The sequence below is a fragment of the Xylanibacter ruminicola genome (assembly GCF_900142525.1).
GTDB lineage: Bacteria > Bacteroidota > Bacteroidia > Bacteroidales > Bacteroidaceae > Prevotella > Prevotella ruminicola_A.
This window is the reverse complement of sequence record NZ_FRBD01000001.1, coordinates 132,383-155,666: the sequence shown is the minus strand read 5'-3', so window position 1 is coordinate 155,666 and position 23,284 is coordinate 132,383. Positions and strand designations below refer to the sequence as shown.

Here is a 23,284-nt window from a genome sequence, read left to right as displayed (position 1 = left end):
ATGTATAAACATTTTTTTAAACGAGCCTTGGACTTCTGTATCAGCCTGACAGCACTGGTGGTGTTGTCACCGCTGCTGCTGTTGGTTGCTCTTTGGCTGCATTTTGCTAACAAAGGAGCAGGCGCCTTTTTCTTTCAGGAGCGACCAGGCAAGGATGCAAAACTGTTCCGAATTGTAAAGTTCAAGACGATGACCGACGAACGTGATTCAAAGGGAAAACTTCTGCCAGATGCCCAGCGATTGACAAAAGTGGGAATGTTCGTGAGATCGACGTCGATTGACGAACTACCTCAGTTGATAAATGTGCTGAAGGGCGATATGGCTCTCATTGGCCCACGCCCGCTGATGCCGAAGTACCTCCCACTCTATTCGCCCGAACAGGCACGGCGGCATGAGGTACGTCCGGGCATCTCAGGCTGGGCACAGTGCCATGGACGCAATAGTATCTCGTGGTCGGAGAAGTTCAAACTGGACGTGTGGTATGTTGACCACTGCACACTATGGACAGACCTGAAGGTAATAGGGATTACTATACAGAAGGTGCTGAAACGTGACGGCATTTCTGGGGAAGGCCAGGCTACAATGGAGGCATTTAACGGGCATAATTAAAATCATAATACTATATCATGTCTAATAGAGTTTATTTGTGTCTTGCTCACATGAGTGAGACGGGCGAGGAGCAGAAGTATATACAAGATGCCTTCGATACCAATTGGGTGGTGCCTCTGGGACCTAATGTGAAAGGGTTTGAGGACGACCTTAAAGCGTATATCGGTGGTAAAGAGGTGGTGGCTTTGTGCTCTGGTACGGCAGCAGTGCATTTGGCCTTGTTGGCTTGTGGTGTGGGGCCTGGAGATGAGGTGTTGACGCAGAGTTTTACGTTCTGTGCCTCTAGCCACCCGATTACTTATCTGGGTGCTACTCCGGTGTTTATTGATTCAGAGCCTGATACATGGAACATGGATCCAAAACTTACCGAGGAGGCTATTAAGGATCGCATTGCCAAGACTGGCAAGAAGCCTAAGGCTATCGTAGTGGCCTATCTCTATGGTATGCCTGGCTATATCGACGAGCTAAAGGAGATAGCTGATCGCTATGAGATACCATTGATAGAGGATGCTGCCGAGGGATTGGGATCTACTTATAAAGGTAAGGTGGTTGGCACATTCGGCCGATATGGCGTGCTGAGCTTTAATGGTAACAAGATGATTACCACCAGCGGTGGTGGTGCCTTGATCTGTCCTAATAAGGAGGCTAAGGAGAAGATTATGTGGTGGGCCACACAGGCTCGCGAGAGTTATCCGTATTATCAGCACGAGGCGATAGGTTATAACTACCGCTTGAGTAATATCTGTGCAGGTATAGGCCGTGGACAGATGACTGTGTTGAATAATCATTTGGCTCATCATCGCCGGATTGCTGAGATATACAAACAGGCATTCGCAAATGTAGAAGGTATTACTTTCCATGATGATATCGAGAATATGGAGAGTAACTTCTGGTTGAGCACGATTCTTCTAGATGAGAACCTGAAGGTTAAGGGCGAGGATATGGCTTATGCCGAGGCAGTGCATGGTGCTGTAGGTGGAGCTGCAGGTGTAGTGCACGAAGGTGGCTCTGTTCATACGGATTGCGAGCCTAACCGTAATGTAGAAGCCATGCGTTTGGCTCTGTTGGTTGAGGGTATCGAGAGCCGTCCTTTGTGGAAACCCATGCACAAGCAACCTGTTTATAAGAACGCGCCTGCATACGTGAATGGCGTAAGCGAAGCGTTGTTTAAACGAGGGTTATGTCTGCCTAGCGGCCCAATGGTTTCGGATGATGATGTTAATCGCATTATAAAAATTATAAAAGAATCGATAGTTCTGTGATAAATACCGCAAAAAGTCGCCAAATCGGCGGCTTTTTGCGGTATTTTTTTGCTTTTAAATTTGGCCGTTTCAAATATTAATCGTACCTTTGCACCCAGAAAAATAAGGAACCGGTTCAAGTTTCTAAGTTTTTTCTGTGAGTTATTACTCTTAAAACAAGCTAATGCGCTGATAATGAGGCTTTTCTGATCAGGTGTTAGGTAGAGAGTTTGTGTGGTTTGAGGTAATTATGCGTTTTTTTGATTATTAATTAATATGTAATGATATGATTGACGACACAAAGTTGTTAGCCGAAGGCAGTGATATGTCTGACCTTCAGGAAGAACAGTCAATGTTCAACTTTCAAAACCTTTTTGCCATGCTGGTGCTTAACTGGCAGTGGTTTTTGCTGTCATTGTTTATCTGCGTGTGTGGCGCACTGATTTATCTGCGTTATGCCACCCCCAGCTATCAGGTATCGGCCAAGATGCTGATTAAGGACGATGATAACCGTCGTCGCAGCTCGGCTAACCAGATGCTGGCCAACATGCAGGACTTTGGCTTTATGAGTAACTCGGCCGGTATCGAGAACGAGATGGAGATTCTGCAGTCCCGTATCCTGGCGCGTGATGCAGTGACCGACCTGAAGCTGTATGTACAGTATTATTCTTTTGGTCGTCTGTCAAAGCAGGTACTTTATGGTGGTCAGGCCGTGAGCGTAGATCTCGACTCTGCCGTGCTTAATCAGTGGGATCGCGAGCTGCTGGAAGGTGCTAAGAGCATCAAACTGGTGCTTACCAAGCTCGAAGACGGCTACGAGGTGAAGGGCGAGACCATGTATCAAGGTAAACCCAAAGGTGAGTTCTCGCAGAACGTTGCCAAGCTGCCTGCTATCGTTAAGACCGAATATGGCGCATTGACTCTGACTCAGAGTGGCAAGAAGGTTATGGAGAATGGTCAGAAATATCTGGTAAATATCCTTCCACCAATGAGCGTGGCCACCGGCTATGCCAAGGCCATCAATGTGGCGCCTACATCAAAGCAGACCTCAATAGCCGAGCTGACACTGACCGACCAGAATACCCGTCGTGGACTGGACTATCTGAATCAGCTGGCCATCTGCTATAACCGCCAGGCTAATGCCGATAAGAACGAGATTGCCCTGAAGACCGAGGAGTTTATCAACTCTCGTCTGGAGAAGATTGATGCTGAGCTGGGCTCAACCGAGGATGCCCTCGAGACCTATAAGAAGCGCAATGCTGTTACCCAGCTGCAGATGGATGCTACCCAGTCGCTCACTCAGAGCACCCAGTACGAGACCAAGTTGGCCGAGATTACTTCTCAGATTCAGCTGATGGACTATCTGCGCGAGTTTGTGGATAACCCATCAAACCAGTATAAGATCATCCCATCGAATGTGGGTATGACCGATCATGCTTCTATAGCCCTGATTACCTCATATAATACGGCTGTACAGGAGCGTAACCGCTACCTGAAGACAGCCAGTTTGCAGGCACCACAGGTGGTACAGCTCACTTCTACACTCGACGATCTACAGACTTCTATCCGTACAGCTCTGCTCCAGGCACGTCGTTCGGCTGATATTCAGCGCCAGAGCCTGCAGCGCCAGTTGGCTAAGTATCAGGGCCGTATCGGTAGCACGCCTGAGCAAGAACGTGTGCTGAACCAGATTGGTCGTCAGCAGGAGGTGAAGTCAGGTTTGTATCTGCTCTTGCTGCAGAAGCGTGAGGAGAACAGCATCTCACTGGCTGCTACAGCTGATAAGGGTAAGCTCATCGATGAGCCACTGGCCATGGGTAAGGTTAGTCCAAAGTCGGCCATCATTCTGCTGGCTGCTATGGTTCTGGGCTTGGGTATACCATTTGGTGTAATTGTGCTGATCCAGCTGTTGAGCTATCGCATTGAGGGCCATGAGGATCTGGCTAAGCTCACCCGTCTGCCTATCGTGGCTGATGTGCCAGTGGCTAGCGATAGCGTGAAAACTGCTGCCGGTATTGTGGTTCAGGCTAATAAGAACAATCAGATTGACGAGATATTCCGCGGTATGCGTACCAATATCCAGTTTATGATGAAGGAGAACGACAAGGTGATTCTGTTTACCTCGAGCACTTCTGGTGAGGGTAAGACCTTCCTGGCAGCCAACCTGGCTGTGTCGTTCGCTCTGCTGGGTAAGAAGGTGGTGCTTGCCGGATTGGATATTCGTAAGCCTGCATTGGGCCGTCTGTTTGGCACCAAGGACCGCACGCAAGGTGTTACTCAGCTGCTGGTGAAGGATTCTGTAACCGAGCCGGATCTGCGCACAGCCATCTGTCCTTCGGGCGTTAACGAGAATCTCGACTTGCTGCTGGCTGGTCCTACACCTCCAAACCCCACCGAGCTGTTAGCTCGCGAGAACCTGGGTCAGGTAATCGATCTGTTGAAGCAGAAGTACGACTATATCATTCTGGATACCGCCCCTGTAGGACTGGTAACCGATACCCTGCAGATAGCCCGTTACGCCAGTGTGAACTGCTACGTAAGCCGTGCCGACTATACACCGAAGGCCAATATTGGTATTTTGAACCAGCTGGTTAGCGAGCAGAAACTCTCTAACTGTTGCCTCATTCTGAATGGCGTTGATATGTCGAAGAAGAAGAACGGCTACTACTATGGCTACGGAGCCTACGGTAAGTATGGTCGTTACGGTTATGGCCGCTATGGCTACGGTAAGTACGGCTATGGCAACTATGGTAGCTACGGTAGCTATGCCGACTCTCGTTATTCCAATAAGGATGATGATTCTATCAAAAAATAATGTTCAATCGTCAATGTTCAATGTTCAATGACTATCGCAGTAGATTTTGACGGTACAATAGTTACCCATCAATACCCTAAGATAGGCGAGGAACTGCCCTTTGCTGTCGACACACTGAAGAAGCTCCGGCAGGATGGCCATAAGCTCATTCTGTGGTCGGTGCGTGAGGGCAAATTGCTCGATGAGGCAGTAGTGTGGTGTCGCGAGCGCGGACTGGAGTTCTACGCCATCAACCGCGACTATCCCGAGGAGACCACTGATAATAATCCCCACTTCTCGCGCAAACTGAAGGTAGATCTGTTTATCGACGACCGCAACATTGGCGGTCTGCCAGACTGGGGTACTATTTATCGCATGATTAAGCATCGCCATAAGTGGGACGATGTGATCGATGATATCGTTTCGCATTCGCCCAATAGTCATCCCGCCCCCCCCAAGAAAAAACACTGGTGGAACTTCTAGTGGCATCGTGGTAATGTCCCTTTAACTTCCCTTTCACTTCCTTTTAAAATCCCTTTAACTCCCTTTTAAAAATGAAAAAAATCTATTTTTTTGCATTTTTGCTTTTCGCAACTCTGTTGCTAACTGGTTGCGGAAGCACCAAGAATGTTGCTTATTTCCAGAATAGCGACAGTATTAATTTCGATAACTCTCGTTTCCTGTATGATGCCCGCATCATGCCTAAGGATCAGATTACCGTATCGGTAAATACCACTACCCCAGAGGTGTCACTCCCATTCAATCTGCTGTTGCAGAATGCATATACACAAGGTAGATCTGTGTCTTATAGTGGCGGTACGCTGATGCCTTATCTGGTAGATAACGATGGCTATATCAACATGCCGATTATCGGCAGAATCAAGGTGGGTGGCCTCACCAAATCAGAGGCCGAGAAGCTGGTAACTGAGAAGGTGCGCCCTTATATGGCTGAGACTGAGAACCCTGTGGTTACCGTGACTATGGCCAGCTACTCAGTATCAGTACTGGGTGAAGTAGCACGTCCTGGTAGCTTCCAGGTGTCGCGCGAGAAGATTACCATCCTCGAGGCACTGGCACAGGCTGGCGACCTGACTATCTATGGTGTGCGCGACCGCGTGAAACTGATTCGCGAGGACGCTACCGGTAAGAAGTCGATGGTGACACTGAATCTGAACGATGCCAACATCGTGAACTCACCTTATTATTATCTGCAGCAGAACGATGTGGTGTATGTAGAGCCCAACAAGGTAAAGGCTCAGAACTCAACGGTAGGTCAAACCACCACCCTCTGGTTCTCCGCCACCAGCATCCTGATCTCTTTGACCTCGCTGTTGTATAACATCCTGAAATAACCCCCCGCTCGCCGAGGCTCGCTCCCAACCCGCCCTCGCTCTTTGGGGGCTAACGCCAAATCGCATCCAGCTACGCGTAGATGCTACGAACACGCCAGACCTTTGATGGTCTGAGCGTACCTTAATGAAAGAGCGACAGGAGGAGCGGTTACATCCTTCCCATATAGGGGAAGGCTTGGTTAGGGTGGATGCTTCTTTTAGTTCTTTTCTTCGCGCCGAAGAAAAGGACAGAATAAAATAAAAATGACGTATAAATAATATTTTTTATGTCTGAACATCATCATCATCATCATCATAAGGATGGCGCCAGCGAGTTCAAACAGAAAAGCCTGGCTGCCATAAAACGTAGGAAACTGCTTGAGAAGATTCTCAAGATCAGCTTGATCATTGTAGCTATCATCATGGCTATTGCCGTGGTATTTGTCTATACAGTAGGCTAAAGTCGGAAACCATGAAATCTAAAACCTTAACCATCGTTGCATTAGTTCTGCTAATGGCAATGTGCTCGTGCGAGAAACCCATGATCCCCGATGTGGGGGTAGAGGGTAACTTAGAGGTGAGAATCGCCACCATCGAGCAGGTGGATTTTCCGGCATTCGCCACCCGCGCCACTCTAGAGGATGTCTGCACCCGACTGAACTTTCTGGTGTACGATTCGCTCGGCAATCGCGTGGCTTACGACAATCAGACATCCGATCAAAAAGGCTTTGGAACGGCCGACTTCCAGTTGTCGCCTGGCAAGTATCAGGTGGTGGTAGTGGCCCAGAGCAGTCAGGGTAACCCTACATCTACCAAGAGTAACAAGATACAGTTTACCAAGGCCACAGGCTTTAGCGACACCTTTTATAGTAATAACTATGTGGTGGTGAGCGACGATGCGGTGACGGTAGATGCCAAGCTGAGTCGCAATGTGTCGCTCTGTCGCGTGCAGTTTAACGATACTATTCCGCAGAACATCAGCAAGATGCGATTTGAGTATAGTGGAGGTTCAGGCTCATTTGATGCCGCTACGGGATTGGGCGTAAAGACCACCACCAAACAGGAGATGACCTTCGCGGTGGAGGCGGGGAGCGATTCAGCCGTTTTCGACCTGTACACCTTCCTGCCCGAAGATGCAGAGTCCATCCACCTGAAGGCCGAGGCCTATGCATCAGACAACAAGCTGGTTTGCTCTCGCGAGTTCGATATCCCCATGAAACCTCGCCAGATCACCAAGTTCAGCGGGTCTTTCTTCTCAGGTTCATCCGGTTCATCCATCACTATCATCATCGGCATCAACACCGACTGGGATGGCGAACAAGAGGTGAATTTCTAGTTTTTTACAAAACATACATTTTCAGTTAATCTGTGCGGGATTAACCGAAAATAGAAAAATATGAATCATGTTAGACAAACAAAGTAAGATATACGTAGCAGGCCACAATGGACTTGTGGGGTCTGCTATGAAATAATGTCATGAGGCAGTATATAAAGAATCGATGAATGGGGCGGGCTCTTATCAGGGTCTCTCATAAAAAGAAAAAGGTTCAATAACCTGATAATCTTGCCCCACTTTTTAAACACAATGAAGGATATTCAATTTACGGTAATAGATAAAGGTGCTGAACTTGTAAGCATCCAGAGAGATGGCAGGGAGTATCTATGGAGTGGTGACCCGAAGTAATGGGGACGCAGGGCACCTATACTATTCCCTATTGTAGGAAGACTTGCTAATGACACTCTTCGCATTAATGGACGGGAGTACACCATGAAGCAGCATGGCTTTGCCAGAGATACTGAGTTCTTAAGAGAAGGGTTCAAACCGTCTTTACTGGGAGGCAACATTGATATGCAGACCCCTAATGGCCCAGTGTTTTTTAAGATGTATCAAAATGGAAGTCCTCTCAATTATCCTTATTCGTTCGACCTTAAAGTCCTTTATGGGACAATTGACAATTCAGTTTTGTGCTCTTGGATCGTAAAGAATCTGGGTAATGAGGAAATGCATTTTCAGATTGGGGCTCATCCTGCATTTAATTTGCCAGATTATAATCCTCATGATGAGGTTCATGGATATTTCAAGTTCTACGATGCAGAGGGTAATGGTGTGTCGCCAATTATTACTTCTTATTTAGAGGATGGATTACGTCATACTTATGGAGATCCTAAAGTATTACCCAATAGGCAGACTATATGCCCAATAAAGAGTGAAACATTTTCAAAAGATGCACTTCTGATTGAAGATAGTCAAGTAGCGATAGTCGCATTGTTAGATAAAGAGCAAAGAGAGGTCTTGCGCGTTATTTGTCCTCAGGCGGAAACTTTTGGTCTTTGGGCACCCAATAAACCTGGTTGTCCCTTTGTGTGTATTGAACCATGGTGTGGTATAGCTGACCATTATGATTTCAACGGGGATATATTAGAACGAAAATATGATCATAGTCTACGCGAAGGTGAAAGTTATGTGTTTAATTATATGATACAAATTGCATAAACAATGAGAAATAACCACATAGTAATAATGGCTGGTGGAGTAGGCAGCCGTTTCTGGCCGCTGAGCACCCCGGAATATCCTAAACAGTTCATTGATATATTGGGCTGTGGACGTACTTTAATACAACTAACAGTTGACCGCTTTAAAGGCATATGCCCTATGCAGAACTTTTGGGTAGTCACCAATGCCAAGTATGTAGATATTGTAAAGCAGCAGCTACCTGAAATACCTGCAGAACATATCCTTGCGGAACCTGCTGCTCGTAACACAGCACCTTGCATAGCATGGGCTTGCTGGAGTATCAAGAAAGAAGACCCCACTGCCAATGTGGTGGTTACACCTGCCGATGCAGTAGTGATGAACCCAGAGGAATTCCGCAGGGTAATTAGCAATGCACTTACATTTACGGATAATAAGAATGCCATTGTAACCATTGGCATTAAACCCTCACGACCGGAGACAGGTTATGGCTACGTTGAAGCCAAAGATGCTGTAGAAGGTGAAATCTGTGGTGTGGAAGCTTTCAAAGAGAAACCAGACCATGAAACGGCAGAGAAATACTTAAAGGCCGGCAATTATCTATGGAACGCAGGCATCTTTGTTTGGAACATAGATACTATCACTGATTGTATTACTAAATACAAGCCCAATATAGCTACAGATATGGATAAGATTGCTATAACAGGCGATGTGGCAACAATCTTCCCTCAGTGCGAGAAGATATCTATAGACTTTGCTGTAATGGAACCTGCTAGTGCAGATAATCTGGTTTATACCCATCCTGCAGATTTTGGTTGGAGTGATTTAGGTAACTGGGCTTCTTTGCATGACAAACTGCAGAAAGATGATAACAACAATGGCGTAGTAGGCAACATAAAATTATACGAATGCACTAACTGTGTTGTTCATGCAGAAGATGCAAAAAAAGTGGTTCTTCAGGGGCTTGATGGCTACATCATGAGCGAGAAGAATGGGCAGATACTTATTTGCAAACGTAGTGAAGAACAACGTATCAGAGAATTTTCAGCAGAATAAAAGAAATAATAGATAACAGTTTTCCCAGCTAATGTGAACTTCCGCATAACAGCCTGATACACAACGTAAAACGAAACCACCATTTCCTGTTTCATCAGACATTCATCAGACATCCGGGAAATTGAGCCTTTCCAGCTCATTTCTATACAAAAGTACTACTTTTCTAGCAAATACGCAAGAGCGTTAAGATTTCTTATCCCTTGAGAGTGAAGAAATGTTAATTTTGAGAAGGCTGGTTGAGGTGACTGAAGGGGTGTTTGAGAGGAAAATGAGAGAAAATCGAGAAAAATCAGGGTTCGGTCAGTTTTGATAAAATCCGAGAGAAGTTGAAAAGACCGTTGTTTAACTAGAAAACAAAAATAAACATATTGAAAGACTATTTAACTAAAAGGATAATCAACCCAATTATTTCACAGTGTGATACAAATCAAAAATAAGAGTTTTGTAATTTCCCCTTTAAAAGAGCATTTCTTACAAGGAGGATGCATATACGAATGAAGAAATAAAATAGAAATTAGAATAATGAAAACAGCATTAATTACTGGTGTTACTGGTCAGGATGGTAGTTATCTGGCCGAGTTCTTGTTAGAAAAAGGATATGATGTACACGGAATCATCCGTCGTTCGTCAGTAGATTTCCGTGAGCGCATAGCTCATCTCGAAGGTCAACCACACTTCCATTTGCACTATGGTGACATGGGTGACTCCATGGGCCTGGTACAGGTGGTGGATAAGGTACAGCCTGATGAGATATACAATTTGGCAGCACAGAGCCATGTACAGGTCAGCTTTGACTCACCTGAATTCACGGCTGATGTCGATGCCACTGGAGTCCTGCGTATTTTGGAGGCAGTTCGTGCCTGCCACTTGGAGAAGACCTGCCGTATTTATCAGGCATCAACATCTGAACTTTATGGCAAGGTAGAAGAGGTTCCTCAGAACGAGAACACCCCCTTCCACCCTTATAGCCCTTACGCTGTAGCCAAACAGTATGGTTTCTGGATTGTCAAGGAGTATCGTGAGGCTTACAATATGTATTGCTGCTCAGGTATCTTGTTCAACCACGAATCAGAGCGTCGTGGTGAAACATTTGTAACTCGTAAGATTACCCTTGCTGCAGCGCGTATCTCTCAGGGAGTACAAGATTGTCTGTACCTTGGTAACATGGAATCTCTGCGTGACTGGGGCTATGCCAAAGATTATGTGGAATGCATGTGGCTTATCCTTCAGCAGGACAAACCTGAGGACTTCGTAATCGCTACAGGCGTTCAGCACTCTGTCCGTGAGTTCACGGAACTTGCTTTCAAACATGCAGGTATTGAATTGAAGTTCGAGGGCGAAGGCATCAACGAAAAGGGTATTGTAGTTAAAGGCCCAGAAAACCTGATTGGTAAGACTGTTGTCGCTGTTAGTGAGGACTTCTATCGTCCTACCGATGTAGTCAACCTCTGGGGTGATCCTACTAAGGCTAAAGCTAAGTTGGGCTGGAATCCTAACAAGACCAGCTTTGAGGACTTAGTGAAGATTATGGTTGAACATGATATAGCTAAGGTAGCCGCTGAGGGAGCTGCTGCCAAGGTTCGCACTAACCTTGCCGAGTACTTAGAAAAAGGTATTGTTAAGTAAAAAAACTTTAAAACGTGATACGCCATCTTGCTGACATAACTCCTGTCACTACTTCACATGGAGTTGGACAGAAGCGAGTTCTTCTATCCAGCAATGAGTCCGGTTGCTCTCTCACACAGATAGCAGTAACAGAACTTAAAGCAGGTGAGATTGCTGCTGCCCATGTGCATCCAGATATGCAAGAGAGTTTCTATGTCCTTGATGGTGAGTTGGAGGTTTATCTTGATGGTAAAAAGACTATTTGTAATAGGGATACCTTTGTATATGTAGAGAAATGCACTAGTCACGAAATGCTAGCTCTTACGAATAGTCGTATCATGACAATCGGATGCGTTATAGAGGCCAGTCGCAACAAACTTTATCCTATGCTCTTCAAGCAGAATCGCAAGACGCTGGTATGGGGAACAGAAGACTGGACTGTCTCAGGTGTACCTAATTCTGAGTCAGAGGTAGAAAATGGTACGTGGGCGCGTTACAACCTGACGGAGGTCATATCACGCAGACCAGAAGAAATCCTTGGACGGCAGACTGCACTCAAATACAATAACCAGTTGCCGCTTCTGGCAAAAATCATTGATGCCCATCAGGATCTTTCCATACAGGTACATCCTAATGATGAGATGGCCAAGCGTGAGCATAACAAGTATGGCAAATCTGAAATGTGGTATATCCTTGATGCTGAACCTGGAGCATACCTCTATGCAGGGTTTAAAGAACAGATTACGCCGGAGCAGTATAAAGAGCGAGTCGCTAATGGCACCATAACAGATGTCCTCGCAAAGCATGAGGTACACAAAGGAGATGTGTTCTATCTCCCTTCTGGTCGTGTTCACGCCATCTGCGGAGGTATTAAATTGGCAGAGATACAGCAGTCATCTGATGTCACCTATCGCATCTTTGACTATAACCGTCCAGGACTTGATGGCAAACCACGAGAGTTGCATACCGAACTGGCGGCAAAGGCTATCGACTATACTGTCTATCCGGAATATAAGACACAGCATGAAGAGAATATTGGCGAAGCCAATGAAGTTCTGAATACCCCATTTTTCAGCATCAAGATAGTGGAGACCAATGAGCCCTTTCATAGGAATATGATAAAATACGACTCTTTCATTATCATTATGAATATTGGGGAACCGTTCACCATCCGAGTGCGTGCCACAGGGGATGAAGTGCTTGTGCCTGCCGAGTCATCTTGTCTCATACCAGCAGCAATTGCTGATTATGAACTAATTCCTGCCCATGGCTCTGCAAAGATCATGGAGGCATTCATTAACAACAAGAAGTCTATTGGAAAAACCGTAAAGGACTTCTTCCATCTTTTTTCAAATTAATATTTATATGTTGGACAAATCATCTAAAATATATGTAGCAGGCCACAACGGCCTTGTTGGTTCTGCTATTTGGAACAACCTGCTGCAGCGTGGTTACACCAACCTTGTTGGCCGCAGCCACAAGGAGCTGGACTTGACAGACCAGTATGCTGTCAAGAAGTTCTTTGATGAGGAGCTGCCCGATGCAGTGGTGCTGGCCGCTGCCTTTGTGGGTGGCATTATGGCAAATTCACTGTATCGTGCAGACTTCATCATGATGAATATGAAGATTCAGTGCAACGTGATCAGTGAATCCTACGCCCATGGCGTGAAGAAACTGCTCTTCCTGGGCAGCACCTGCATCTATCCCAAGAATGCACCCCAGCCTATGAAGGAGGACTGCCTCTTGACCAGCCCGCTGGAGTACACCAACGAGGAGTATGCCATTGCTAAGATAGCAGGCCTGAAGATGTGTGAGAGTTACAACCTGCAGTACGGCACCAACTACATTGCCGTGATGCCCACCAACCTATACGGCCCCAATGATAACTTCCATCTGGAGAACAGTCATGTGATGCCTGCTATGATGCGCAAGGTGTATCTGGCAAAGCTCATCCATGATAGTGCCTGGGATAAAATTGCTATCGACCTGAATAAACGACCAGTAGAAGGCGTTAATGGCGATGCATCTAAGGAAGACATACTAAAGGTACTTACAAAGTACGGTATTGAGGACAATAAGGTAACCCTCTGGGGTACAGGAACACCGCTTCGTGAATTCCTGTGGAGTGAAGATATGGCTGATGCATCTGTTCATGTGCTACTGAATGTTGATTTCAAAGATGTCATTGGCATTGAGAAATACAGTTCTGTACATTATGGAGCTAGTACGGATGGCGCAGTGGATAGAAACCATAGCGCAGGTCGTGGAGGGGCCATTCCCAGCCTGGGCGAGATCCGCAACTGCCACATCAACGTGGGCACCGGCAAGGAACTCACCATCCGTGAGCTCTCCCAGCTCGTTGTCAAGGCCGTAGGCTTTGATGGTGAAGTAGCCTTTGATGCCAGCAAGCCTGATGGTACTATGCGCAAACTGATTGATGTATCCAAGTTGCACTCTCTGGGTTGGACGCATAAGGTGGAAATCGAAGACGGTGTGGCAAAGCTTTTCGAATGGTACAAACAAAGTTTGGAGGGTGCGAGCTAAAAACAATTAAGAGATGTCGCGAGACACTATATAAAAAATCGTTATGAAAGGGGCAGGCTCTTGTCAGGGTCTCTCATAAGACAAAAGGTTCAATAACTTGATAATCTTGCCCCGCTTTTATAAATAATAGAATTGCAAAATATAATGAGCAATAACCACATAGTAATTATGGCCGGTGGAGTTGGTAGTCGTTTCTGGCCACTGAGCACTCCTGAATATCCGAAGCAGTTCATTGATATATTGGGCTGTGGACGTACTTTGATACAACTAACAGTTGACCGCTTTAAAGGCATTTGTCCAATGCAAAACTTCTGGGTTGTAACCAATGCCAAGTATGTAGATATTGTAAAGCAGCAGTTGCCCGACATACCTGCTGAGCATATTCTTGCAGAACCCGCTGCTCGCAATACCGCTCCTTGCATAGCCTGGGCTTGCTGGAGCATCAAGAAGGAAGATCCTACTGCTAATGTGGTGGTAACACCAGCTGATGCTGTGGTAATGAATCCAGAAGAGTTCCGCAGGGTGATAAAGAATGCGCTTGCATTTACCGAAAGAAAGAATGCTATTGTAACCATCGGCATTAAGCCCTCACGACCCGAAACAGGATATGGCTACGTTGAAGCCAAAGATGCTGTTGAAGGTGAAATCTGTGATGTGGAAGCTTTCAAGGAAAAACCAGATCACGAAACGGCAGAAAAATACCTAAAAGCCGGCAATTATCTATGGAATGCAGGCATTTTCGTATGGAATATTGATACCATTACTGACTGCATAAAGAAATATAAACCACTGATTGCATCTCAGATGGATGAAATCGTGTCATCGGAACTTCCCATTGACTCTCAACTTTCAACTTTCAACTCTCAACTCAACGAAGTTTTCCCACAGTGCGAAAAGATTTCTATCGACTATGCTGTTATGGAGCCGGCATCCAGGGAAGGTTTGGTTTATACTCATCCTGCCGATTTTGGTTGGAGTGACCTTGGCAATTGGGCATCACTTCACGATAAGCTTACTAAAGATGCTAATAATAATGGTGTAGTAGGCAATATCAAACTCTATGAATGTAGCAATTGCGTTGTTCATGCTGAAGATGCAAAGAAAGTGGTCCTTCAGGGGCTTGATGGCTACATCTTCAGTGAGAAGAATGGTCAAATACTTCTTTGCAAACGTAGCGAAGAACAAAGAATAAGAGATTTTTCTTCTGATTAATTATTAATTACAACTTATATATGAAAGTAGTACTTTTAGCCGGTGGTTTCGGTTCCCGTATTTCGGAAGAATCCGTTTTTAAACCCAAACCGATGATTGAAATCGGTGGTATGCCCATCCTGTGGCATATTATGAAAGAATATGCTCACTATGGGCACAATGAGTTTATCATCTGTGCGGGCTATAAACAAGAATATATCAAGGAGTGGTTTGCTAATTACTTTATTCACAACTCTGATATCAGCTTTGATTTCCGAGACGGAAAAAACGAAATGACAGTCCATCACAGTCATTTGGAGCCTTGGAAGGTTACAGTGGTCGATACAGGTTACAATACTATGACCGGTGGTCGTATCAAGCGTATTCAGGAATACGTTGGCAATGAGGCTTTCTTCATGACCTATGGCGATGGTGTTTGCGATGTGGACATCAATAAACTCCTTGAGTTCCATAAGAGACATGGCAAGATAGCAACTTTAACGGCTGTGAAGATGGCTCAGGAAAAGGGCGTTCTAGATATTGGTGGAGATAATGCGGTTAAAGCATTTCGTGAAAAGAACGCCAACGACGGTGCGCCCATCAATGCGGGATATATGGTACTTGAACCTGCAATCTTTGATTTATTAGACGGTGATAGTTGCGTATTTGAACGCAAGCCTTTGGAAACCTTGGCTAAAAAGGGAGAACTGATGTCCTATATTCATGAAGGTTTCTGGCAGTGCATGGATAATATCCGTGAAAAGGCTTTACTGGAGAATTTGCTTAAGGAAAACAAAGCACCATGGAAGAAGTGGGATAGAGTAATACCTAACGTACCTGATTATAGTAAATATTAAGAAAAATAGATATGGCAAGAAAAGAAGAATTGAAAGCTCAAATTTTAGAGCTGACACGTGAGTATTATAAAGAAGTTCATGCCCAGAAAAAGGAGTTTGAACCGGGTAAGTCATTTGTTCACTATGGTGGTCGTTTCTTCAATGATGAAGAAATGGTAAACCTTGTGGATTCATCCCTCGATTTCTGGCTGACGCAAGGTCCTTGGACGCACAAGTTTGAGCGTCGTTTGGCTGATTGGTTGGGAGTGAAGTTCTGTGCAGTTACCAACTCTGGTTCCAGTGCCAACCTTCTGGCATTCTATACGCTGACCTCTCATAAGTTGGGTGACCGTAGAATCAAGAAAGGTGATGAGGTGATTACTGTAGCCGCAGGATTCCCCACCACTGTTACACCTATCATCCAGTATGGCGCTATCCCTGTGTTTGTGGATGTGGCTCTGCCTGGATTTGATATTGATGTGAACCAGTTGGAGGAAGCCTACAGCCCCAAAACCAAGGCAGTGATGATGGCTCATTCATTGGGCAATCCCTTCAATTTGAAGGCTGTGCTTGCATTCTGTGAGAAGCATAATCTTTGGCTGATTGAGGACAACTGTGATGCTCTTGGTTCTGAATATACCATTGATGGCGTAACTAAGAAAACTGGCACCTGGGGCCATATTGGTACCAGCAGCTTCTATCCTCCTCACCACATGACTATGGGTGAAGGTGGTGCTGTTTATACCAACGACCCCGAACTGAACAAGATTACCCTTTCATTCCGTGACTGGGGACGTGACTGCTGGTGCGCTTCTGGTGTGGATAACACCTGCCGTATGCGTTTCACTGGCCAGTTTGGTGAACTTCCTCAGGGTTACGACCACAAGTATGTGTACAGCCACTTTGGTTTCAACCTGAAGATTACTGATATGCAGGCAGCAGTTGGTTGCGCTCAGTTGGATAAGCTGGATCAGATTGTTGCCGCCCGTCGTGCTAACTATCAGATGCTGTATGATGGTTTGAAAGATGTCCCTGGACTGATTCTTCCTGTAGCTGAGGCAAACAGCGATCCTTCTTGGTTCGGATTCCTGATTGCCGTGAAGGAAGATGCAGGCTTTACCCGCAATGAACTGACTGGTTATCTGGAACAGAATAAGATTCAGACCCGTAACCTCTTTGCTGGTAATTTGACTAAACATCCTTGCTTCGATGAGATGCGAGCAACAGGCGAGGGCTACCGTATTGTAGGTGAGCTGAAGAATACCGACTTCGTGATGACCAATGGTTTCTGGATAGGTGTGTTCCCAGGAATGACCAAGGAGATGAACCAATGGATGATTAAATGCATACGTGAGTTTTGCATTTCACATGCAAAATAAGTTTCAGGTTTCATGATTCAAGTTTCAAGAGCATGAACATTGACGTTTTCAATAATTTCTATAAAGGCAAGAAGGTCCTTGTAACCGGCCACACTGGTTTCAAAGGATCATGGCTCAGCATCTGGCTTCATGAGTTAGGTGCAGAGGTGGTGGGTGTAGGTCTGGAACCCTATAGCGAGAAAGACAACTTTGTCCTTTCTGGTATCGGTAAGAAAATCAAGGCAGACATCCGTGCAGATATTCGTGACGGAAAGAAGATGAAGAAAATCTTCCAGCAGTATCAACCAGAGATTGTCTTCCACCTTGCCGCACAACCGTTAGTGCGTCTCAGTTACGAAATCCCTGTTGAGACCTACCAGACCAACGTGATGGGAACCATCAACATTATGGAGGCTATCCGTGCTACGGAAAGTGTGAAAGTTGGTGTGATGATAACCACCGACAAGTGCTATGACAATAAGGAGCAGATGCGAGGCTATAAGGAGGATGACCCCTTTGGTGGTTATGATCCCTATAGTAGCAGTAAGGGCGCTTGTGAGATAGCTATCCAGAGCTGGCGTAGGAGTTTCTTTAATCCAGAGGATTATGGCAAGAAACATCACGTAAGTCTTGCCAGTGTACGTGCCGGTAATGTGATTGGTGGTGGCGACTGGGCGAAAGACCGCATTATTCCTGACTGCATCCGTGCTTTGGAGGCTGGAAACCCCATTGAGATACGCAGCCCGAAGGCAGTGCGCCCGTGGGAGCATGTGCTGGAACCGCTGAGCGGTTATATGCTGCTGGCTCAGAAAATGTGGGAGAAGCCCACAGAGTATTGCGAGGGTTGGAACTTCGGGCCAGAGGCTGATTCTATCTCAACGGTATGGGAGGTAGCAACTGAACTTGTAAACAATTTCGGAAAAGGAGAACTGAAGGATATTTCAGACCCCAACGCACTGCATGAGGCCAATCTTCTGATGCTGAATATTGAGAAAGCAAAGAGCCGTCTTGGATGGAAACCGACGCTTGACTCCAAACAGACTATGACATTGGTTGCCGACTGGTATAAGAAGTACCGAGATGAAGATGTTTATGGACTGTGCGTCAGTGAGATTCAACAATTCATAAGAAGATGAAAGAGCGTTTGTTCTTAATTGGTGGTGGTGGTTTCATTGGAAAGAATCTGGTGAGATATCTCAGAGGGAAGTATACTATCAGTGTTTTTGATAAATACATTGATGATGTATATTTTGCCCAGTATCCTGAGGTAAAGAAAACCTTGATGGAACTTGACAAAGAGCAGATTTCTGCTGACGTGGAATCTCCGGATTATATCATCAATCTGGCATCTATTGTCACAGCAGAACGTGATTTGGGACTGTTCGACAGTATGATTGCGTCCAACCTAAAAGTATTGCTTAATCTGTATGACCGCTTCAAGGATGACAAACGACTGAAACTGTTTGTCCAGTTTGGTAGCTCTGAAGAGTACGGGAATGATGGCTCGCCATTTGCCGAAACAATGCGAGAAGAGCCTAATTCACCGTATGCGCTGGTGAAGCAACTCACCACTAATACGGCTATGATGCTGTATAGAAACTACAAATTTCCTATAATGGTTGTGAGACCAGGCAACTTGTTTGGACCGCTGCAAGGCAAAGCTAAATTCATCCCTTATGTTATTGATAGTTTAAAGAAGGGCGAGGCACTTAATGTGACACCATGTGAACAGAAACGCGACTTCATATATGCAGATGATTTTGCATGGGCTATTGGTAAATTGCTGGAGCATTACACTAAGGCAGTGGGCGAGATTGTGAACGTGAGTAGCGGAGAAAGCATTTCACTTAAAGACATTATTGAGGATTGCAGGAAAGCAACTGATTCAGAATCTCAGGTTAATTATGGAGCGTTACCATACCGTGAAAACGAAATAATGGATTTGAGGTGTTCGGTAGCGAAACTGGAGAATATAATAAGGAAAGAGATAAAATTTGATACAAGAATGAGACTTAAAGAAATGGTAGCCATCCAGAATGGGGGGGGGTAAATTTGCATTGTTTAATCCGTCTGTCGCATTTGCGGGCAGCATAAATATAGCGGCATGATGGAAATTATAAAGACACCATTTGAAGGATTGCTCGTGTTACAGACAGTGAACTTCCAAGACAACCGAGGAGGGTTCCAGAAACTTTTCAATTTTGATTTCTTCAAAGAGAATGGTCTGGATTGCGACTTCAAGGAGTTATATTATTCCGTGAATAAAAAGGATGTAGTAAGGGGAATGCATTTCCAAACACCGCCTTTTGACCATACGAAAGTTGTTTATGTGAGTAAGGGGCGCATTAATGATGTGGTTGTTGATATTAGAAAAGACAGCCCCACATACCGTAAGTGCTTCTCTATTGAGTTGGATGACCAAAAGGGGCAGTATCTTTATATCCCCAAAGGCTTCGCACATGGATTTGTTTCGCTTGAGGATGGAAGTATAGTGAACTATGTCCAAACAACCTGCTATGCAAAAGACAATGACTGCGGTATAGATGCCACATCCATTGGATATAATTGGGGGGTGGAGAATCCAATCCGTTCCGGAAGAGATTTGACATTTGAGAAACTTGCCACTTTTGTTTCACCATTTTGAAAATGAAAAGTGTAATAATAACAGGTGCCAATGGATTTCTTGGCAGTACTCTCATAAAAAAACTGGTTGAGAGAAATGTAAAAGTAGTTGCAATAGATGTGACTTTCCAACCATGCAACTTACCGGACGTAAGTCTGATAACTAAAGTGGAAACCTATATCACGGACGCGGACGATTTAGCAGCTAAAATACCGGCAGATGATTATGATGCGTTTTATCATTTTGCCTGGGCAGGAGTGAACGGTGCAGTCAAAGCTAACCCTGTAGCGCAGATAAAGAATATTGAGATGGCTGCCATCTGCATGACGGTATGTAATAAAATAGGCTGTAAAAAAATCCTATGTGCAGGAACCATTGCAGAACAGTCGGTTAAGAGTCTACCATTCTTGGAGAAGACCAGCGGTGGGATGATGTATGGAATTGCAAAACATTGCACCCATCTGATGTTGGAAAACTATAGTAAGAACATTGGACAACCATTTGTATGGATGCAATTATCCAATATTTATGGGCCGGGAAACTTAACAGGTAATCTCGTAAGCTATACTCTGAGTGAACTGTTTGAAGGTAATAATCCTTGTTTTGGACCTGCTGACCAACCTTATGATTTTGTAAGTGTCGATGACACTATTGAGGCTATTATACGATTAGGAGAAAACGAAACACCCCAAAATACTTATTATATTGGATCAGGAAAGCCCCGCTTGTTGAAAGACTATTTGATATGCATTGGAGAGATAATGGGCTACCCGGAAAGGATTGGTATAGGAAAACGACCAGACGATGGTATCAAATACACAGTAGAGATGTTTGATGCGACTGACACCAAGTCAGATATAGGTGAGTATATAACAAAATCATTTGAGGAAGGTATTAAAGAGACCATATCCTGGATGAGAAACAGACAATAAAAGTGATTAAAACAGGAAATCTTATATTGGGAGCCGGCATTGCTGGTTTGGGCGCTTCTTATACTTTATGGCAAAGAGGAGAAAAAAGTGTTATTTTAGAAAAAGATAATACTTATGGAGGGCTGTGTTCAAGTTTTGAGATAAACGGCTTCCGCTTTGACCGTTTTATCCATCTTTCATTTTCTAAGATAGCGCAGGTGAATGACATATTCTCGAAAGTGGAAGGGGGTATATATCGTCATGCACCGAATCCATCAAACATCTATAAGGGAAAATGGATAAAGCATCCTGCACAGAATAATTTATACGTGCTTGATGAAGACGAGAAAAACGCTATTATAGAAGACTTCAAGAGACGCCCAGATGCTTCAACGGCTAAGGTAAACAACTATGAGGATTGGCTTCGGTTGCAATTCGGTAATTATTTCGCTGAACATTTCCCTATGGTCTATACTCGTAAGTATTGGATGAAGGAGGCAAGCGAGTTAAGGACTGAATGGGCTGGAAAAAGAATATACCAGCCATCATTGGATGAAGTGATAGCTGGTAGCAAAGCAGAGGACGAAAGAATAACTTATTATGCTAAAGAGATGAGGTATCCAAAGAAAGGAGGATACCAGCATTTCTTAAGCATCATGGCAGAAGAAGCAGATATAAGATACAGGTCTGAAGTAAGACATATTAATCCTTTAGAACGGATAGTTAGAACTACTGACGGCCAAGTATATTCATACAACAGACTTATCTCGTCGTTACCATTACCAGAAATTGTCTCGATGATAGACTATGTACCGGATGAAGTTGGGAAGGCCGTTTCGAAGTTGGAGGCAACATGCGGCTACCATGTGTCTATTGCTTTAAAGACAAAGAATATCCCTCCTTATTTGTGGTGGTATATATATGATGAAGATAACCTTGCCTCACGTGTTTATTCGCCATCGTTAAAATCTCCTGATAATGCTCCAGAAGGTTGTAGCAGTCTACAGATGGAAGTGTATTGTAAAGAGGATGAATATTCTGAGCAAGAATTGTTAGACAAAACGGTGGGCAAACTTGTTGAGATTGGTATCATAAAACAAGAAGATATTTTGTTCACCCACCTAGGTTTTGAAAAGCATGCAAATATTATTTTTACGGAACCTATCTATGAAGCAAGAAAAATAGTACGAGATTATCTCATATCAAATGGTATTCAAACAATCGGACGTTTTGGAGAGTGGGACTATTTGTGGAGCGATCAAAGTTTAATGAGTGGGTTAGGAATTTTGTAGTATTATGTCCAATATAATTAAAATAGAAAAAAAAGATATTATTGGGAATTATTTTGCCATATTTTTTAATATGTGCACTGGCGTTCTTGTACTTCCTTTAATTTTACATTATCTAAATGCTGAAGAAATTGGATTATACTATCTTATGTTAACTATTTCTTCAATGGTAGCTTTGATGGATTTTGGCTTTGCCCCTCAAATCGGCCGTAATATAACATATGCGTTAAGTGGATCAAAACATATAGAACGGGAAGGACTACATGGAATACCAAACTTGGAACCAAATTATCGGTTACTCGCAACTGTTATTGAAGCAGCTAAATTTATTTATAAACGATTGTCAATACTTATACTGATACTAATGCTCACATTTGGAACATACTACATTGATTATGTTACAAATGGTTTCGATGATGTTGATAACTCCTTATGGATATGGTTGTTGTTTTCCCTCTCAAATTATCTTAATATATATTTTATATATTATAGAAGCCTATTGACAGGAAGTGGAAAAATATTTGAATCGTCTGTTTCTATTATACTTTCTAAACTTACATATATAATTATTTGTGTTATTTTCATAAGTTCAGGATTCGGACTAATATCCATCGTAATAGCTAATATGGTTTCACCTTTGGTGTTGTTTGTATATAGCCATTTTATATTTTTTACAAAGGAAATAAGGAAATCTCTTCCAACTGATATTAAGTCTGAAGAAAAAAAGGAAGCAATTTCGAGTATATGGTTTAATGCAAAAAAACTAGGCATAAATCAACTCGGCACTTTCGCAATCCTTAAATTAAACTTGTTTTTAATAGGTTTATTCCTTCCTTTGTCAGTAGTGGGCTCTTTTGGAATTTTGACTCAAGTAGTTCCTGCGTTGAGCGCTGTGGCTACATCACTATTTAATTCTTTTTTACCTCAGATAGCAAGTCTTCAGGTTGCTCACAATTTTAAGGAAATAACAAAAAAGTTATCTATAACAGTTTTGATTTTTTGGATGATTATGATTATTGGTGGCATTGCTATAGTTATTTGCTTACCATGGATTATGGATGTAATATCATCTAACACAAAATTGCCTCCAACGATTGTTACTGTTCTCTATTTGATAGTTATGGCTTTAGAGGGTAATCATACAATGTTCTCAACAGTGATAGTAACTTCAAATAAAGTTCCGTTTGTGGCTGCAGGTTTGGTGTCTGGTTTTTTTATCGGTGTTTTGACGTTTATATCATTGCGTTTTACGACTTTAGGACTTGTTGGAGTTGTGTTAGCTCAGGGCATTATACAACTTTTGTACAATAATTGGCGTTGGCCAAAATATGTATTAGATGAATTTAATATTAAACCAATAGATTTCATTAGAATGGGATATATGGGATTTTGCAAAATACGAAAAAATAATTTAATATAATAA

General features: G+C 43.9%; 21 protein-coding genes. All 21 read left to right on the top strand.

Annotated features, from left to right (window positions below; all coding sequences use genetic code 11):
• The 21 genes from BUB86_RS00710 (at position 1) to wzx (ending at position 23,281) form a co-directional block, all read left to right on the top strand.
• The gene (locus BUB86_RS00710; protein ID WP_073203771.1) at positions 1-609 is read left to right on the top strand and encodes a sugar transferase; all 609 of its coding nucleotides are present in this window, start codon (positions 1-3) and stop codon (positions 607-609) included.
• A 17-nt stretch (positions 610-626) separates the two neighbouring features.
• The gene (locus BUB86_RS00705; RefSeq protein WP_073203768.1) at positions 627-1,871 is read left to right on the top strand and encodes a DegT/DnrJ/EryC1/StrS family aminotransferase; all 1,245 of its coding nucleotides are present in this window, start codon (positions 627-629) and stop codon (positions 1,869-1,871) included.
• A 265-nt stretch (positions 1,872-2,136) separates the two neighbouring features.
• Entirely contained in the window at positions 2,137-4,665 is a 2,529-nt protein-coding gene (locus BUB86_RS00700) for a GumC family protein (protein WP_081373010.1), read from the top strand.
• 27 nt (positions 4,666-4,692) lie between these two features.
• On the top strand, positions 4,693-5,127 hold the full coding sequence (locus tag BUB86_RS00695) for a BT0820 family HAD-type phosphatase (protein ID WP_073203765.1): 435 nt from the start codon (positions 4,693-4,695) through the stop codon (positions 5,125-5,127).
• A 71-nt stretch (positions 5,128-5,198) separates the two neighbouring features.
• Positions 5,199-5,996, top strand: coding sequence for a polysaccharide biosynthesis/export family protein (locus BUB86_RS00690; RefSeq protein WP_073203762.1), 798 nt, complete (start codon positions 5,199-5,201; stop codon positions 5,994-5,996).
• Positions 5,997-6,262: 266 nt separating this feature from the next.
• Positions 6,263-6,436: a hypothetical protein gene (locus tag BUB86_RS17420; protein WP_175549365.1), complete on the top strand. Its 174-nt coding sequence runs from the start codon at positions 6,263-6,265 to the stop codon at positions 6,434-6,436.
• A gap of 11 nt (positions 6,437-6,447) precedes the next feature.
• Entirely contained in the window at positions 6,448-7,311 is an 864-nt protein-coding gene (locus tag BUB86_RS00685) for a FimB/Mfa2 family fimbrial subunit (protein WP_081373009.1), read from the top strand.
• Between the two features lie 366 nt (positions 7,312-7,677).
• Complete coding sequence (locus BUB86_RS00680) at positions 7,678-8,469, top strand: hypothetical protein (RefSeq protein ID WP_081373008.1); 792 nt, start codon at positions 7,678-7,680, stop codon at positions 8,467-8,469.
• Between the two features lie 3 nt (positions 8,470-8,472).
• Entirely contained in the window at positions 8,473-9,504 is a 1,032-nt protein-coding gene (locus BUB86_RS00675) for a mannose-1-phosphate guanylyltransferase (protein WP_073203753.1), read from the top strand.
• Positions 9,505-10,026: 522 nt separating this feature from the next.
• A complete protein-coding gene (gene gmd, locus BUB86_RS00670; RefSeq protein ID WP_073203751.1) occupies positions 10,027-11,130 on the top strand; it encodes a GDP-mannose 4,6-dehydratase in 1,104 nt (367 codons plus the stop codon).
• 14 nt (positions 11,131-11,144) lie between these two features.
• Positions 11,145-12,467, top strand: a complete 1,323-nt coding sequence (locus tag BUB86_RS00660) for a type I phosphomannose isomerase catalytic subunit (protein WP_081373007.1) — start codon at positions 11,145-11,147, stop codon at positions 12,465-12,467.
• A gap of 7 nt (positions 12,468-12,474) precedes the next feature.
• Positions 12,475-13,653 (top strand): GDP-L-fucose synthase family protein, encoded by a 1,179-nt coding sequence (locus tag BUB86_RS00655; protein WP_073203748.1) that lies wholly within the window; start codon positions 12,475-12,477, stop codon positions 13,651-13,653.
• A 168-nt stretch (positions 13,654-13,821) separates the two neighbouring features.
• Positions 13,822-14,865 carry a mannose-1-phosphate guanylyltransferase gene (locus BUB86_RS00650; RefSeq protein ID WP_254795057.1) on the top strand — a complete coding sequence of 348 codons (1,044 nt, stop codon included), beginning with the start codon at positions 13,822-13,824 and terminating at the stop codon, positions 14,863-14,865.
• 20 nt (positions 14,866-14,885) lie between these two features.
• Positions 14,886-15,701 (top strand): glucose-1-phosphate cytidylyltransferase, encoded by an 816-nt coding sequence (gene rfbF, locus BUB86_RS00645; protein ID WP_073203742.1) that lies wholly within the window; start codon positions 14,886-14,888, stop codon positions 15,699-15,701.
• A gap of 11 nt (positions 15,702-15,712) precedes the next feature.
• On the top strand, positions 15,713-17,059 hold the full coding sequence (rfbH, locus tag BUB86_RS00640; RefSeq protein WP_073203738.1) for a lipopolysaccharide biosynthesis protein RfbH: 1,347 nt from the start codon (positions 15,713-15,715) through the stop codon (positions 17,057-17,059).
• Positions 17,060-17,091: 32 nt separating this feature from the next.
• Entirely contained in the window at positions 17,092-18,174 is a 1,083-nt protein-coding gene (rfbG, locus tag BUB86_RS00635) for a CDP-glucose 4,6-dehydratase (RefSeq protein WP_073203736.1), read from the top strand.
• Positions 18,171-19,088, top strand: a complete 918-nt coding sequence (locus tag BUB86_RS00630) for an NAD-dependent epimerase/dehydratase family protein (RefSeq protein WP_073203733.1) — start codon at positions 18,171-18,173, stop codon at positions 19,086-19,088. The genes rfbG and BUB86_RS00630 overlap by 4 nt, the downstream gene beginning before the upstream one ends.
• Positions 19,089-19,142: 54 nt before the next feature.
• Complete coding sequence (locus BUB86_RS00625) at positions 19,143-19,682, top strand: dTDP-4-dehydrorhamnose 3,5-epimerase family protein (RefSeq protein WP_254795056.1); 540 nt, start codon at positions 19,143-19,145, stop codon at positions 19,680-19,682.
• Positions 19,683-19,684: 2 nt separating this feature from the next.
• Positions 19,685-20,593 (top strand): NAD-dependent epimerase/dehydratase family protein, encoded by a 909-nt coding sequence (locus BUB86_RS00620; protein WP_073203728.1) that lies wholly within the window; start codon positions 19,685-19,687, stop codon positions 20,591-20,593.
• A 5-nt stretch (positions 20,594-20,598) separates the two neighbouring features.
• Positions 20,599-21,864, top strand: a complete 1,266-nt coding sequence (locus tag BUB86_RS00615) for a protoporphyrinogen/coproporphyrinogen oxidase (protein ID WP_073204069.1) — start codon at positions 20,599-20,601, stop codon at positions 21,862-21,864.
• Positions 21,865-21,868: 4 nt separating this feature from the next.
• A complete protein-coding gene (gene wzx, locus BUB86_RS00610) occupies positions 21,869-23,281 on the top strand; it encodes an O-unit flippase-like protein (RefSeq protein WP_081373006.1) in 1,413 nt (470 codons plus the stop codon).
• Positions 23,282-23,284: the final 3 nt, after the last annotated feature.